Below are 16,289 nucleotides of genomic sequence, written 5' to 3' on the forward strand. Positions count from 1 at the left end.
AAGCGAGTCCCTGGAGTGGAACGCAACAAAAAAAAACTGTATACAAGCTCAATTATTAACGAGTTTGCCTACAGTCTGAAACGCTTGGATGCCCAAGCGTTTTTATTTTGCCGAATTTCCCCTCTTCATTAATTCCACCGATTGAACCAATTCTTTATCCTTTGTTTATTTTTCTCAAGTACTTCTTTCGATGTCCGGTTTTCTTTTTGTTTTTTCCATTCAAAGAAAGATGCAATTCCGATAAGCAGCCCGCCGCCGATGATTAAATACAGCCACCATGGCATCTCGCCCCACATCGAATTGGTATTCATATAAACATTGAATAAAATGGTCCCAGTTCCAGCGATGAAATAGGATTTGTATTTCATCATGAATCCAAAGAGCATTGCTGCCAATGACACCGTGCCGATAATGAGCGCATCAAATAAGGTGTTTCCTGCCATCGCATCAATGATCAGGGCTGAAAACAAGAGAAAAACAATACCACTTTCGATATATTGTGTGATTTTGCCTTTAACGAAGATTTTCCTCAGCAGAGTGGTACTGACAATGAACAGCGGCAGAATATTCACCTCCTCCTCAAGTACAGGAGGTATCGTGAGCTGATCGACAATGACCCAATATGGATATAAACTGAACAATATCGCTGCAGCCAACTGGGATTTTCTTTCCAACATTCCTGTCGTCGTGCTTCTCATCAAAATGAAGTAGGCCGGAATCAGAAGCGCCACGAAGATTTCCAAAATGAAATGTGCTGGTCCCCCCGTTAAAACATCCATGTTCATGGCAAGAAGAAACAGCAGACCATAGACTCTGTAAAAATCCAATTGAAGTCCTGACCTACCTTTATATAGCAAGCCTTTAAAGAATTTCCTGCTTAGCAGTACCATTATGGCCGTACACCCAAAAAGGACTGCCACGCCAATGAAAGGCCGTAATGTGTCCGCGTACATGATGATGGTCCAATAGGGATACAAACTGAGAATTCCCGTCAGCCAAACGTAGATGCCCTTTTCTTTTACATCCTTTGTGAAACTTCCAATCAAGATGAAGTAAACCGTGATCAAGAGTGATACGACAACCTCGAGTAACTGGCTTGATGTTTCAGTTACTGAAATTCCCCTATTCATGGCAAGTAAGAAAAGCAGGCCATATATCCTGTATGCATCGATGGAAATGCCTGTTTCTTCCCTTTTTATTAAACCATCGAAATAACGCCGGCTTAAAAGCAACATCCCTGACATACAGCCGAAAAGGATCATCAATCCCATTTCAACCGATAGGCTGTCGGCATAGCCGACGATGACTAGGAAGGGATACAGACTGACTAGTGCAGCAATTTTGGAATGGATTTTCCTTTCTGGCTTTTCCGCTGTCATGCTTCTCAGGAAAATGAAATAAGCGGTTAACAGAAGCGATACGAAGACTTGGAGTAACGGATGTTTAGTATCATTAAAAACTTCCGCATTCATATCGATCAAAAAGAATAAACCATAAATCCTGTAAGGATCAAAGATTACGATGCCTGATCCGTCTTTCTTGAGTAACCGGCTGGAATACAGCCTGCTTAACAATAGCATTCCTGCCATACAGCCAAAAAGAACGGCCAAGCTCGTGATGATTGGGAGTGCATGGGCAAAGTCCATGATATTGATGAACGGGAAAAGTCCGATGATGGCCGCTATTCCCAAATAAATGCTTCTTTCTTTCTTATGGATCGTGAATCTTTCCATAAGGATGAAGTAGCCAGGCAACAGCAGGGAAACAAAAATCCCCAAAATTGCTGAACCCTTATCGCTCATAAACACTTCCAGATTCAGGGTGCACAGATATAACAAGCCAAAAATCCGATAATAATCAATGACTCTCTTCGTTCCCTCTTGGTTGACCAATCCTTTGAAATGGCGTCTGCTAACCATCACCATCACAGTCATGCATACAAGTAATACGATGATCGCCATAACCAAAGGTAGTGTATTTACATACATATTATAAAAGATGAAGGCCATGCTTAGAGGAACGACAACATAGTTCCGCCAATTCCTTTTCATGAGCAGATACCAGGCAAACAAGAACTGTACAGTCATCACTCCTACCCAGACCAATTCCCTATTAAGCGGAAGACCCCGGATGGCCGTTTCCAATATGGATATGCTTATTCCTAAATGAATGAATGGAATAAGATAATACTCCATGATTCCTTTCCAATTCTTATTGGAAACCGACCACAGGATGGTTATGATCCCTGCTGTAATCATCATGGATATTGGTGTTATGAATGCCCTTTGCCCCTCGTTTGCAAAAAATAAATGGACCTGCAGGAAAAGGGCTGAAAACCCTAGGTACGTAAAAACATATTTTTCCCATTTCACATGTGTCCTTAAAGAACTCAACATATAAATCAACAGTTGTGCAGCATATAGGAACGGAGAACTTTCCGTATAAACAATGAGCAAATATCCAACAGGAATCGCCAGTAAATTGGCAAGGTGACTAGTATATTGGAAGTACAATTTCCCTTTGTACGAATATTTACCAAGCCATTCTCCTAAAAGGAAAAAGATAATAGGACCTAGCAGTACAAACGCAAGCTTCAATACCATTAAACCAAAATCAAAAACATCGTAGAGTGAGGCATATAGGCCTGCACTTGTAATCACGACAGGCACCCAGAATATGTGCTTCCGATGTATATGGACGGCCCAGCCGTTTATTGCCGTAGCAATGGCAATGACTCCGCTTTCCTCCAAAGGCTTCAGTGAATCGAATGGAATCGATACCAAGGAAAGGAAGGAAAGAATCTGCGCGCTATATGCAAAAACAGGAAAGAATTTATGATAACCCCTTCTAAATGTGTAAGCTGCACCGATGGAAATCAGTGAAACCCCCATTAAATAGACGCTGAGCGTTATATTTGACCGGGCCCACTCTAAACTCTCCAACAAATATGGATTGAAAGCAACCAGAGCCAGTACGAAAGTGATTGGAAATCCGTATATGGCGTTTTCCTTCATATGCTTTGAATCGTCTTTTATATATGTGATGAAGAAAAGTCCCGAGATCATGGCGAGTGCGGCACTAACTGCAAGCCAATCCATTTCACTGACTTTAATGGTCAGTATCACTAACATGATCATTGGGGAGATAAGTAAGATACTCTTCTTAAACAGGCCGTACCTTGGGTGACGGTTATATAAATATACTCCAACATATTGAATGGCCTGAAGAACGAAAACAAGACTTAAAATGGTAGAAAAAGAGACTGGCAAAGCAAAGAAAAGATACAGGAACGCTAAGTTGAAAACAACAACAGCCGGGTACGTGAAGCCTGAATTTTTCGATTGAAGGGAAACATGGACAAGCTGAGCGGATACTATCATGAGCGCGACGAATATTTGCGCATAGTTCTCCTGGTACACCATCGCGTTACAATATAAGAAAACGATCCCGCTCTCAATCAAACTGGTGAACATGAAGTTCTTGGAAAGCTTAGTCATTTTGGATTTAGCCAGATATTTTGATAGCATAGTAAAAATGATTGGTACAAGTGCAAAAGCAATGATCATATACTCACTTAAAAATGAGTTAAAGATTAAATGGATATATCCATACGTGAAAACGGCGCTAAAAGCCATTTCATAATATTTTTTTTGGAATTTGACCGAAAAAATTAAAAACAAAACAGAAAAGACCATCAACGTTAGCGAGTACACCAAGTTACTTGAAAATAACGTCAGGATCACAAAGGCTTCCACGATGATCTTAAACTGGATGAATTGAAAAATGAATGGTTTGAATAACGTTAATGCTTGTTGATTTTTCAATTGCTCAATATTCCATAATAGTATTAAATTAAGAATGCCTATCGCCAAAAACATCCACTCGATAGTCGGCGTCACAAAAGCCAATCCGAAATAGCCGGTTATGCCAAACGTGAATATCGAAATGAAAATGAATATTTTCGACTTAAAGTAGTCAGCAATCTTACAATAAATCGCTAAACAAAGTAATCCCCCAAGAAACCCCAGTAGCCCCCTCCCCCCACCATTAAGTGAAAGGTACTCTCCAAAAATCCGATAATATGAAGCTGATAAAATCGTAATCGGAATGAATAAACCCGCTAGTGTCAGGAATGCAAAAGCGGTCTGTTCAATCTTCAGCTTTGAAGCGATGAAGGCCATCCCTGCAAAAATGACGGATACCATTCCAATGAAGAAAACTTTCAGGACCGCATTCAGCTCCCCCCATGAGGAAGTTGCTAAAATCAACCCGCCGAACAGAAGCAATATGACCCCGGTGAGCAAGATGACTGAGATATTCCGTTCCCTGATTTGCTCAGGTGTTTTCCTCGGCTTTGCCGGTTTTACCTGTTTCTCCCGCTTGATGGCCTGCTTTTGAATACCAGGTTTCCTATCAGTGATCTCCTTGACAGGTTCAAGACTTTCCTCGAAAGCCGATCCATTAGTTTCATACGAGGTCTTCTCATCTTTCGTTATCGTTTCGCTCACTCCACTGGATTCACGTAATTTCAATGAAGATTTCTCGAGTAGGCTATCTTGTCCCCTCACCTCTGCACTTTCACCGATAATCGTTTCATGTCCTTGGATCTTTTTTTCCTGTCCTAAGCGCTTTTGTTTATGGAGGGCTAATTGGAAATGCCGATCATATGCCCTGCTAATCCGGATATATTCTGATTTAGGGATGAGCCGCCTTTCCCATAAAACACCCAGCTCTTCTTGGAAAATACGCTTCCTTCTTTCTATTGTCATTTCTTCGTTTGAAGAATCATTCATCCCAAGCTTCCCCTTCCTTCAAATAGACCTTCTATCATCTTATGTATATTCTCTTTTTGATAATAACAAAGTTTTTACATTTATTGAATATTAAGGGCGGAATAGAAAAACAGCGGTGTTTCTCCTGCATCAAAAAAGAATGGCTTCTATAGAAGCCATTCAACGTCTTTCCACTGATTTTATTTTATCCTCGCCTCTGATGATGCACAAATAAACGATCATTGAAATGAAAATGGAGGCGGCAGCCGTGATATATATGCTCCTATAGCCGAAGAGGAAGCCTATTTGCCCGAACACGATGGCACCTATGCCCACTCCAAGATCGAAAAATGAAAAGTATGTTGCATTCGCCATCGCCTTCCGATTTGGTGGCGTCTTTTCAATCGACCATGCCTGAAGCGCTGGCTGGACTGAACCGAATCCAAATCCATAAAGCACTGCTGCAATGTAAAGAACAGTTTCACTCGGCATCCATGCAAGCAACAGCATCCCAGTCATGATGAGTAATGTTGAAGGCACGAATATGGCTCGATGCCCCCTTCGGTCATATAATCGCCCCGCGAATAATCTCGTGACCATGAGGGCCATTGCATATACTAAAAAGTACCACTGAATGCCATCTACACCTTTTTCCGCAGTGTATAGCGGAAGGAAGGTTGCAATTCCACCGAATGTAACGGAGATGAAGAAAATGAGCAAAGATGGCTGAAGGGCACTTTTTTCATATATATCAAACCTTTTGGCTCTGACAGCCGCCAAAGGATCACTTCCCACCTTTCGATACCGAATAAGCGATGCCGCAATGATGGCAAACAAACCTAATAATGAGCAGATCAAAAATAACTCTTGAAAAGGAATGACGTGAACTAGAAAAAGACCCAACGATGGCCCTAATGCAAGTGCTAAGTTTCCCGATAATCCATAATACCCCATCCCCTCGCCACGCCGTTTCGCAGGGATTATATCGGAAGCGATCGTTCCTGATGCCGTTGAAGAAAATCCCCATCCGACGCCCTGTACAATCCGCATCATGAATAACAGGCCGATGCTCCCCATGAAGCCGAAGGAACCCACGGACAATGCAAAAATGGCCAAGCCGGCAGAAAAAACAATGCGTCTACCCTTCGTCTCCAATAATCTGCCGGCAATTGGCCGAACAAGCAATGCCGAAAAAGTGAAGATTCCAAGGACAGCCCCCACCAGGCGATCGTCACCGCCAAGCTGCTCAACATACAGCGGGAGGGTCGGCATCGTCATTTGAAACCCCATGAAGATGCACATATTTGCCAAACAGATCATGATGAAATCACGTGTCCAGATTTTATCAGTGCCTCTAACCCGTTCATCCACTAAGGTTTCCCTCATTTCCCTTCACCTTCTAATTAAAATAGTCATTGCCAGTTTACTAAAATTGGTTAAAATAAGCGAATGATTTATTTCGTATACCTAAATATATATAAATAAAAGCCCAGTATGACACTGGGCTACCCCTTCATACGAAATGCCGATATGTTCGTTTCCGTCCATTTACTTTCCTTATGAAAACTAACGATTTAAGTTCGCCAAGCTTTTCTATTCATCATTCTTACAGCGGAATGACTTGAAATCGTTTTAGTTCAAAGTTCCATTAAACCACCCAGGTATCAACCATTCTGCAAGTGAAGAATGGTGGTATTGCCCTTGCCCTAGCTTATTGTATTCCCTATGTTTCATCTCCCCGCCCGAACGAGTTTCTGTTCCTTTCTTCGCCGTTTATTTTGAAACATTTTTTGATCCGCTTCCATGAATAAGCTATCCATATTCCCTTTGGAATGCGAACGGTAAGCATGCCCGAATGACATACTGATATGAGGGCCTTTTTTCAGGGAGTTTTGCAGAAGGATTTCTTCCTTTAATAATTCACAAAGAGATTCTACTTCCCGCTTGCTTCTATCAATCAGCAGAATGGCAAACTCATCTCCTCCCACTCTCGCTACAACAGCGATGTCCGAGAAAATCCGTTTCAATAGATTGGCCGCTTCTTTAATCAATTCATCCCCTTTCTTATGGCTATACGTATCATTCATAAATTTCAGCTCATCTAGATCACACAATATCATGGCAACCGGAGTGTCAAAATCAAGATTGGATTTGGCAGATATTTTATCGAAAAACTGTCGATTATGGATATTCGTTAATGGGTCATGGGACATTTGATACTCAATATCCTGTATGAATCTCACTCTTTCATCAATATTCCGAATAATTCCTTGAACGGCTACCAATTGCTCTTTTTCATATATAGGTGTAGCATATTCCTCGAACCACCAATAATTTCCCTCTATATCTCTCCAGCGTTGAATGACCGGCTTAGTATAATCAATCCCAACATATACCTTTTCATTTAAGATATCAAAATCATCAGGATGAATCCTTTCAAAAGGCGAGGAGGGGTCATTGTACGCTTCTTCCAAGACGCCTTGACCTAGAAGTGTATTGATAGACGGACTTAGATACCTGAACTTGGAACTTGGGATTGATTCGTAGCAGTAGATAATATCCTTAGAACCTTCCACTATATTAAAAACATTTTTTTGCTCTTCGAATCCTTTCTTCAGATAGTCCTTTTCCCTTTTCTTGCGAGTGAAGATCATACTTTTAAATATATCTAATGACAACTTATTGAATTTCATTCTACAGCCCCCATACTTTGAAGTCATTTTCATTAAAATCTTTTCCTTAGATTTGATGGCGGACTTACACTCATTACTTTTAACATAATTATCTTTTCCATATTATAATTCTAAACAACTTAAAGGAAAAACTATAAATATATTTTCTAGAAAGGGGACACCCCCCCACCTTATTACCATATATGTAATAAAATTAAAAACAGAGGAACCACTGACACCTTCTCTATTATCGGAAACTCGTCTATTCCTCTCCAGCCTGCCAGTACTTTGTTCCAACAAATATTGGCTTCTGTTTATGGTTCATTTCTAAATGGACATTATTGTAAAACACCTGCTGTTCATGGAGATGAAATGGCCGCATAATTTAAAAAAGCCGATCCCAATTGGATCGGCTTTTTCATGCTTCACTATTTCGTTATCTCGATTTTCCCATTATTCGTTTCCAATTTCACTAAGTTTTCACCTTTGCCAATGACAGTGTCGCCCTCATACTTTCCAAGGATATCCACTCTCCCATTGTCAACATGAACATCGAAAGTTGTATTTGTCGGTTCATTTTCCGTTTTGATCATGATTTTACCATTATTACTTTTGAAGTCGATCTCCCTATCCAGGTTTTTCGTGTCCAATGTAATTTTACCGTTATTCGATGACCCAACCAGTTTTCCCTCCACATTATTAAGATCTACTTTTCCATTAGCAGATTTCACTTCAACTTTTTCGGTTATTATATCATTTAATTCTACCCGGCCATTTTGAGATTTCACATACAGATCATCACTTTTCAATCCTGATAATTGCAATTTTCCATTATCGGATTCGACGACAAAGGATTTATAAGATTCATCAGGCAGATACACCTTTAAATGTATGGATTGAATATGAAAACCAAAGCTAAAGGTACGTCGATCTTTTAATTGTACCGAAAGCTTCTTCCCTTCCACATCGGCAGTGAAATCCAACTTGGAAACATCCATCCCTTTTGAAACCAATTCTATCCTGGTCTCCTTATCATTCGTTGGAACAATTTCTACAGCTGCATTGTCAGTGTCGATCTGAATGTCCGTCACAATCTCCGAAATCGTTTTTTCCTCTGTAGTCGTTTCCTTATTCGTCACTTGGGAAAACGTAAATAGGCTTCCTATTACTCCGACCAGTAACAATACAAGAGCAATGATCGATAATTTTTTTACATTAATCATTTTTCAAACCGCCTTTCACAAGGGAAGCGTTAAATTTTAAATAGCGAACGAATCCTTTAGTTAAAGCATTCGTAGCGACAAACATTCCCATGGCAATGAAAATGCCAATCCCGCATAGTCCCAATGCGGAGAAAAGATCGAATAATTGAAAATTGCCCATGGCAAGGTTAAAAAGAACGCCAAATGGAGCAAGAATGAACGCGATCGCCGAAGCCCATCCTGCAATGACAACTCCGACCAATGCTATAAATGGTCCCAAAACGATCACTAAATTAAAGAATCCCAAACCAATGACTGCCCAAACCGCCCGCATTACATTACCTGCAGAAGTCGTTTGTTCGACCTGACCAAGATGATAGGATGCCATCAGTTCCTTGGAAATCTGTTTAGGATTACCAAGGGATCTGGAGATTTCCCGCTCTGACTTCCCTTCTTCCATTCCAATTTCGAAATACTCTTCGTAATCTTGAAGGATATCTTCCCGTTCCTCTAAGGAAAGTCTGGTTAAAGAGGCATTCAATTGGTTTAAAAATTGTTCTTTATTCATTGGTTCACACCTTCCTTGATTAATTGATTGACCCCATTAGAAAATTCATACCATTCCTTCAGCAGCTCTTGAAGGTATCTCCGGCCTTTTTCCGTTAATTTATAATACTTGCGCGGAGGCCCTTCCGTTGATTCTTGCAAATATGTCGTAAAATACTCCTCCTTCGTCAAACGTCGTAAAAGTGGATATACTGACCCTTCCGATATTTCAATTTGATCCGAAATCTTTTGTACAAGTTCATATCCATAGCGATCCTGCTTATCCAGTAAGACCAGGACACATAGTTCCAGGACACCTTTCTTAAATTGTACATTCATAGCACCATCACTCCTTCCAAGAGTCTTTTAGTACAGTTCAATAAACAGTACTGAACACCGAACAATACATCTTATGTAAATAATTTACCACATGGTACTGTTCATTGCAAGGTACTATAAATATTTTTTTGGTCTTACATGCATTTCAATTAGGGTAGAAGGAAATTAACATTATATTCAAAGCTGCAAGAGAATACGATGTATAATAGTAAAATATGGAAGGAGGAATTACTTTGGCCAACAAAGAAATAACAAAAAAGCAATTCGAATTTCTTGAACATGAATTTAATTACCTTGAAAAGGAAGGAGTCATCTCCCAGCAAGAGAAAGTGAGGATGTTAGGTTCCTATGAAGTAAAAGGTAATTTGAACTTCATCACTATTCTATTATCCATTGGGGCACTTCTTTTAGGTTTAGGCGTATTGACCTTCGTAGCCAGTAACTGGATCTATTTAAGTAAAGCGGTTAAATTCCTGCTTATCATTGCAGGCCTCATCGGAGTGAACTTTGCTGGCGTGAAGGTGCAGGCACGCTTGCCCAAAACGTCACGAAGTCTGCATTATGCAGGTATTCTGATTTTTGGTGCAGGGATTTTTCTAATCGAGCAGATGTTTAACATCAGCATAAATTTCAACAGTTCCTTTTTATTATGGGCGATGGGTACGATATTAATTGGTTACTATTTGAAGGATGTCTTTGTTCTCCTTTTTACAGCTTTCCTGCTTTTCATTTATATTAACGGAAGTATATTCGTTGATGAAACGTCTTATCCGCTTGCCATTCTTATATTTCTACCGGCTTTATACATTGTGTTAAAGAAATTCGATTACCCTAAATATCTGGCCTTTTTCATTAACGCTTTAGCCATCAATACAATTGCCTTATTTCTTATGGAGTTCGTGCCGAAGCTGGGTTTTGAAAATTCGAATACGATTGTCCTTTCCATTCTGTTTGTATTGGGGATCGTGCTTGCCTATATTCCGGTAAGAGCAAAATTACAGAACATCACACACATACAAGGGCATATCTTACATGGTATTACCGCACTCTTCCTTACCTTTGATTTTTCAATCTGGTTTCCTTTAGCTTATTTCGTTTTTCTGCTTTATCTCATTCTAAAAGGCAGTTTGACCAGCATCGTGATAATATGTGCACTGATTTTCAGATATTACATCTACTCCTTTGACTTCCTGCCAAAATCGCTTACATTCATCATTGGCGGAATCATGCTTATCGGTTTTGGTTTCTTCTTTGAAAATCAACGAAAAAAAGGAGGGGAACTCAATGAGTAATCCATCATTCCGGCCACTCATCGTATTTTCCATCCCAGTCTTGATTCTGTTAATCTTGGCGTTTCCTCCGGTCTGGACAACAATGACAGGAGATTTAATCAAGATCAAAACAGCCCCGGTCGACCCGACTGATTTGTTTAGGGGAAGCTATGTGGCTTTGGAATACGAAATTGAATCAGTTAAGCCATCACAAGTCGATGACTCGATTAAAACTAGGTTCAATACAAGAAATATGGGTGATTATAAAAGGGTATATGTACGTTTAAAACAAAACACTGATGGACTATATGTCGTCGATTACGTAACGAAAGAAAGACCCGGCAACGGCGTTTACCTAAAAGGGGAATTGGAAATCCCCTATGACTTGCAAAATGCTGAAACCATTCAGATCAGATACGGTCTGGACAATTATTTCGCATCCGAAGAAAAGGCAAAGGAAATGGAGAAGGACGCATTGGCCAATCCTTCAGTGGCCGTCGTAAAAGTTCGTAATGGCAACGTTGTTTTAACCGATATCATCATTGAATGAATAAACCACCGGATATGACCTGCAAAAAGAGCATCGGTTTTTCGATGCTCTTTTTGCTGGACTTTTTTATATGAACATCAGATTGTTACTTAATGACTCGTTTTGCCCCTATATATTTTTCCTTCCAATACTTATCACTCATTTTGACCACCTTGACCCCTTTGGTGGTGGTCCCGACAAATGTACCATTTCCATAATAGATTCCTACAAAAGAGACTTGCCCTTTCTTACCTGTCGCATAGAAGACCAAATCGCCCGCTTTTAAATCATTTTGCTTCACGGCCTTTCCGGTTTTATACTGTTCCGCACTCGTTCTCGGAATCTTCATTTCTGTTGCGGCATTTTTATATACATACTGGGTAAGACCGCTAGCATCAAACCCTTTTGGAGTCGTCCCTCCATATTTATATTTGCTCCCAACCTGCTTCTTTGCCAAAGCGGCAACTTCATCACCATAATTGATAGAGGCTGAAGCATTAGCCGGACTGAAAATGACTGCCATCAATAATGCTCCGATTAAAACTATGGCCGCAAGCCATTTTGAAACTGGTAAACTATAACTCATTCTTTTTCCTCCCCATGCTGAAAATGAACCACAATTTTAAATGTATGTTGAATTTCGGTTTTTAGACCACAATCATTTTCAGCAATCATCATCTCTGCCCAAAAAACAAATAACCAGATAACGCCGTTGTGTAGCAAGTAACGGTGTTATCTGGTTTATTCCACTCTTCAATAGATGAAAGAATAGTGTCCATTACTTAGGTTCCTTGTATTGGCGGGCATTTTCACTGTCGCTTAGACCTTTAGTTGTATGATCGACCACACCGCCGACCCCAAAGAATGTAAGCGCTATGAAGTTAATGATGCCTAAAGCCCCGTTCAATGCATCATAAGTAATGGTAAAGCCTATAGGGGTAATGAAATTGTTTATGAACGCGGCAACCATCTGCGTCAATATTAAAAGCCCAGGAAGGAGTACCGTGAAAATAAACGTAGGATTCTTAAGACGCACTTTCCAGTTGATCATTGCTTTCCCCCCCCTCTCTATCATATTAAGCCCACTTCATTTAAGAGGGTTACGGACTTGCTATATATTATGCGGCTTGTCCATCTTACGTTCGGAAATTCCATTCATAATCTATCACGCTAGTTTCCCATAAACATAAAAAAGCCCATCCGAGGATGGACCTTCTCTTAAACTTCAGAGTAGTTTTTTATAAACACTAGAGTGCTCCTCACTTTAACAAGTAAGTAACAACCTCCTCAGCGTGCAAGTTGATTTCTTCCTGTTAAAAATAAGCTTCTGCCTCTATAAGTAAACTGGTAGTCACAGTCCGCAAACCATTTCTATCAATCTCCCCCGGAATGGATACCTGGTGCAAGTACTCTGCCAGCCAAAACCGTTTATACTACTGAGCCAATTTGTCTTTTTCGAACTCTCCTGCCATTTTCCCCCGGTTTAAAAATATCAGGTAATCGGCAAGCCTGCCGATATCCATTTCGCAACCACAAATTGGGTTTTATCTCCATATCAAATTGAATTTAACCTGATATAGGAACACCATCTTTCGAATATCAGCATGAAAAGGTATGAGAATGAACGGCGGCATATGCCCTGGATTTTTCAGGATCAGGATATATCGGCGGGGCATTATTCCGGCAGCGTTCGCAAACTTTTTTGCATATCATTTTAAATAAAGGAAAGGAAAGTGATTAAGCGGGAGAGAATAAAAAAAAGAACGTCCGTTCCGTGATCGAGCGTTCTTAAAACCTGAATATATTAAATGCTAGATTTTTCACACTCCAATTTTTCCCCCAAAAACAATTTGATCCGTTCAGCAGCCTCTTTCAATCTCTCGGCAGGCTGGACCAAGGCCATCCGGACATACCCTTCACCCTGCTTCCCAAAAGCATCGCCTGGGACGACCGTAACCCCTGCTTTTTCAATCAATGCATAGGAAAAATCACGTGATTTCCAGCCAGCAGGAATTTGGGCCCAAATAAACATGGTAGCTGAGGTTTTCGGCACATGCCATCCCCCTTCCGCAAGACCTGATATCAAGGCATCACGCCGGGACTGGTATTCCTTAACCTGTTCTGATAGTAGCGAAAGATTGGAAGTTAGCGCCATCTCGGCAGCTTTTTGGATTGGATAAAAAACCCCATAATCGATGTGTGATTTCAACGTTCCCAGTATGTTCAGCGCCTCTCGATTGCCCACCGCATACCCGATGCGGCAGCCCGCCATATTAAAAGTTTTGGAAAGTGAGTTAAATTCAATCCCCACTTCCTTGGCACCAGGAATGGACATAAAACTAATTTGCGGATGATCATCAAAAATCAACTCTGAATAAGCAAAATCGTGAACCACCATGATCTCGTTCTTTTTCGCAAACGATATGACTTCCGAAAAGAAAGCTTCATCAGCAAGGGCGGTGACAGGATTTCCCGGATAACTGATGATCATCATTTTGGTCTTTTTCACTATTTCATCAGGAATAACGTTGAGCTGCGGCAGGAATCCATTTGCGGCAGTAAGCGGCATCGGATGAATGATTCCGCCGGCAAGCTCTACACTCGCTTCATAAATTGGATATCCTGGATCTGGCACCAGCACATAATCTCCAGGGTTTATCATCGCCGTTGCCAAGTGTGCAAGGCCATCCTGCGATCCCATCAATTGGAGGACTTCCCTTTCTGCTTCCAGCTCCACTCCATAACGCATCCGATAAAAATAACGGACTGCCTCATTGAATTCAGGCGTACCTTTTAACGTATACCCGTAAGAATTGGGATCCTGCACATATTTCACTAGCGTATCCACTACAAAATCAGGCGGTGGTAAATCCGGACTTCCCACACTCAAATCGATAACATCCACTCCTCGTTTCATCGCATCCTGCTTGCGGGTCGCCAACTCTGAAAATATTCCTGTTGTGAATCTTCCGACTTTTTCAGATGGAGTCATATTCATTCTACGATTCCCCTCTCTTAATGATTTTCTATCTATCATTATAGCAATCAATCTCCAATATTTTAAGAATTCATCAGTATCTGTTCCAAAGCCTCATCAAGATGAGGGAATTTAAATGCATACCCCGCCTTTTTCAACCTCTCAGGTATGACCCACCGGCTTTTTAATATCAATTCCGTTTCGGTCCCCATAAAGAAAGCCCCCATTTCAAGCATGGGTGTTGGACAGGGCAATCCTATCCTAATATTCATGAGCTTTCTCAAATGAGCCATCAGTTCACGATTTGTAACTGGATGAGGCGATGAACAATTGAACACCCCGTTCAACTCTTGATTCTTTCTCAGAAAAAGGACAATGTTAAATAAATCTTCTATATGTATCCAACTGAATTTCTGATTTCCCGATCCTTGATGGCCTCCCAGTCCGAGTTTAACCAAATTCCTATATGGGTTCATCACTCCCCCATCGCCCAATACAATGGCGATCCGTAAAGCAATTTGTCTCGTCTTGGGTAATCGAAAATCAAAAAATGAGCGCTCCCACGCTTTCGCAACATCTACAGAAAAGCCTGAACCGATCACACCATCTCCCTCCGTCATTGCTTTATCTTCAGCATGCCTGTATATCGTTGCCGTACTTGAATTTATCCATAATGAAGGAGGATTTTCGCATTGTTCAATCGCCTTACCTAGCATTTCAGTCGTATCAGTTCGTGAATCCAATATTTCTTTCTTATTCTTGGCATTGTAGCGGCAATTGACCGTTTTTCCTGCTAGGTTGATTAACATATCCGAATTATCGATCGTTTCCCTTATTCCTTCTTTATCTTCCCAGCCAGTATGCGGGGTTTGCCTGGAGATGATCCTTACTTCATATCCCAAATTCCTGAAATGCTTTTCAAAGTTTTGACCGACAAAACCAGTCCCGCCAGCTAAAACCACTTTCTTCAGCATATAACCAACCCGCTTTCTTTTAGAGTGAATAGGCCGAGCTATAACCAGTTTCAACCTTTTTGTGAATTACTTCACAAGTATATCACCTAATTACATTAATTGGTATTACGAATAAATTACATACGCGTGCAACAATTGGTGAACTTGTCCAAGCAAAAAAGAATATTACACATAAATTAGTAATGTGGAAATTTATAAAACAAAGGGGATGAATTCAGTGTCAAACAAAAGACTAAGAAGAACTGGCAGTTCCGAAAGTGAAAATAGCCGTAGGTCAGCCTTGAGAAGAATCTTAAATAATTTTTTAAACAATAATACAGGTACTTCAATCAAGGAACCTACTTCCATCAAGGAACCTACTTCCATCGTACAACCCACTTCTAACAAGAAGGTTAAATTTAAAAGGGGTTAAGAGATTGCTTTTTTGAGATTAAGATGGAATTCATTTGGAATTATTCTAAAGGAATTCCATCTTAATAAAACATTATTACTTATTTCAAATATTTTTATTATTTTTCCATATGTACAAGCTATATATTTCTGGTGAATAGCTGTTATATCTAATAGAGCTAAAGGAGAAATCATGATGTATTTTCGAGAATGGAAACCTAAAAAAGATATCAAGAAATTAACGGATATTACGGTAAGTAATTTTCAGGTTTCGCCTAATAAAGTGAATGAAATATTGCAAAAGGCACATAAGGTACTCGTAGTTTGTAATGATAAAGGTAAAGTAGTGGGGTTTCTTTCTTATAATCTTTACTTATATAAAGTGGCTCATATTAATTATGTAGTACTTGACAAGAAATATAGAGGAAAAGGAATTCTGCAATCCCTTTTACCCGAATTAGTAACTTATGTGAGAAAACAAGGGATTCTTGTAGTGTCCGGTTTTGTGAACAAAAACAACCCAGAAGCATTACAAAAGTTTAAAGCCCTTGGGTTTAAACCGGTTTTAATTTATCATGATGACATTCTAATTCAATCCTTAATTTAAAAAAGTCCTC

At 40.2% G+C, this 16,289-nt stretch carries 13 protein-coding genes; 3 read left to right on the plus strand and 10 right to left on the minus strand.

The window, feature by feature from the left end:
* Positions 1 to 128: 128 nt before the first annotated feature.
* The 6 genes from ACQKFG_RS17035 to ACQKFG_RS17060 all read right to left on the minus strand — a co-directional run bounded on the left by ACQKFG_RS17035 (position 129) and on the right by ACQKFG_RS17060 (position 9,531).
* On the minus strand, positions 129 to 4,793 hold the full coding sequence (locus ACQKFG_RS17035) for a hypothetical protein (protein ID WP_427560900.1): 4,665 nt from the start codon (positions 4,791 to 4,793) through the stop codon (positions 129 to 131).
* Positions 4,794 to 4,952: 159 nt separating this feature from the next.
* Positions 4,953 to 6,158, minus strand: a complete 1,206-nt coding sequence (locus ACQKFG_RS17040) for an MFS transporter (protein WP_427560903.1) — start codon at positions 6,156 to 6,158, stop codon at positions 4,953 to 4,955.
* Between the two features lie 344 nt (positions 6,159 to 6,502).
* Complete coding sequence (locus ACQKFG_RS17045) at positions 6,503 to 7,465, minus strand: sensor domain-containing diguanylate cyclase (RefSeq protein WP_427560906.1); 963 nt, start codon at positions 7,463 to 7,465, stop codon at positions 6,503 to 6,505.
* Positions 7,466 to 7,872: 407 nt separating this feature from the next.
* Complete coding sequence (locus ACQKFG_RS17050) at positions 7,873 to 8,667, minus strand: DUF4097 family beta strand repeat-containing protein (RefSeq protein ID WP_353871496.1); 795 nt, start codon at positions 8,665 to 8,667, stop codon at positions 7,873 to 7,875.
* Positions 8,660 to 9,214 carry an HAAS signaling domain-containing protein gene (locus tag ACQKFG_RS17055; protein ID WP_427560910.1) on the minus strand — a complete coding sequence of 185 codons (555 nt, stop codon included), beginning with the start codon at positions 9,212 to 9,214 and terminating at the stop codon, positions 8,660 to 8,662. Before ACQKFG_RS17055 ends, ACQKFG_RS17050 begins: the two co-directional genes overlap by 8 nt.
* Positions 9,211 to 9,531, minus strand: a complete 321-nt coding sequence (locus ACQKFG_RS17060; RefSeq protein ID WP_192207851.1) for a PadR family transcriptional regulator — start codon at positions 9,529 to 9,531, stop codon at positions 9,211 to 9,213. Before ACQKFG_RS17060 ends, ACQKFG_RS17055 begins: the two co-directional genes overlap by 4 nt.
* Before the next feature lie 233 nt (positions 9,532 to 9,764).
* Between ACQKFG_RS17060 and ACQKFG_RS17065 the strand changes: the two genes are divergently transcribed.
* Together ACQKFG_RS17065 and ACQKFG_RS17070 are read left to right on the plus strand one after the other, a co-directional pair.
* On the plus strand, positions 9,765 to 10,823 hold the full coding sequence (locus ACQKFG_RS17065; RefSeq protein WP_427560914.1) for a DUF2157 domain-containing protein: 1,059 nt from the start codon (positions 9,765 to 9,767) through the stop codon (positions 10,821 to 10,823).
* Positions 10,816 to 11,352: a GDYXXLXY domain-containing protein gene (locus ACQKFG_RS17070; RefSeq protein WP_427560916.1), complete on the plus strand. Its 537-nt coding sequence runs from the start codon at positions 10,816 to 10,818 to the stop codon at positions 11,350 to 11,352. Before ACQKFG_RS17065 ends, ACQKFG_RS17070 begins: the two co-directional genes overlap by 8 nt.
* An 85-nt stretch (positions 11,353 to 11,437) precedes the next feature.
* On the opposite strand, the gene ACQKFG_RS17075 is transcribed toward ACQKFG_RS17070, so the two are convergent.
* The 4 genes from ACQKFG_RS17075 to ACQKFG_RS17090 all read right to left on the minus strand — a co-directional run bounded on the left by ACQKFG_RS17075 (position 11,438) and on the right by ACQKFG_RS17090 (position 15,282).
* Entirely contained in the window at positions 11,438 to 11,917 is a 480-nt protein-coding gene (locus tag ACQKFG_RS17075; RefSeq protein WP_342615094.1) for a C40 family peptidase, read from the minus strand.
* Positions 11,918 to 12,109: 192 nt separating this feature from the next.
* Positions 12,110 to 12,382: a phage holin gene (locus ACQKFG_RS17080; protein ID WP_427560920.1), complete on the minus strand. Its 273-nt coding sequence runs from the start codon at positions 12,380 to 12,382 to the stop codon at positions 12,110 to 12,112.
* Between the two features lie 753 nt (positions 12,383 to 13,135).
* A complete protein-coding gene (locus tag ACQKFG_RS17085; RefSeq protein ID WP_192207847.1) occupies positions 13,136 to 14,329 on the minus strand; it encodes an LL-diaminopimelate aminotransferase in 1,194 nt (397 codons plus the stop codon).
* Between the two features lie 62 nt (positions 14,330 to 14,391).
* Positions 14,392 to 15,282 (minus strand): TIGR01777 family oxidoreductase, encoded by an 891-nt coding sequence (locus tag ACQKFG_RS17090; RefSeq protein WP_427560923.1) that lies wholly within the window; start codon positions 15,280 to 15,282, stop codon positions 14,392 to 14,394.
* 586 nt (positions 15,283 to 15,868) lie between these two features.
* On the opposite strand from ACQKFG_RS17090, the gene ACQKFG_RS17095 reads away from it, so the two are divergent.
* On the plus strand, positions 15,869 to 16,279 hold the full coding sequence (locus ACQKFG_RS17095) for a GNAT family N-acetyltransferase (RefSeq protein ID WP_192207845.1): 411 nt from the start codon (positions 15,869 to 15,871) through the stop codon (positions 16,277 to 16,279).
* Positions 16,280 to 16,289 lie beyond the last annotated feature (10 nt).

It is taken from the genome of Peribacillus sp. NPDC076916 (assembly GCF_050269675.1).
GTDB lineage: Bacteria > Bacillota > Bacilli > Bacillales > DSM-1321 > Peribacillus > Peribacillus aracenensis.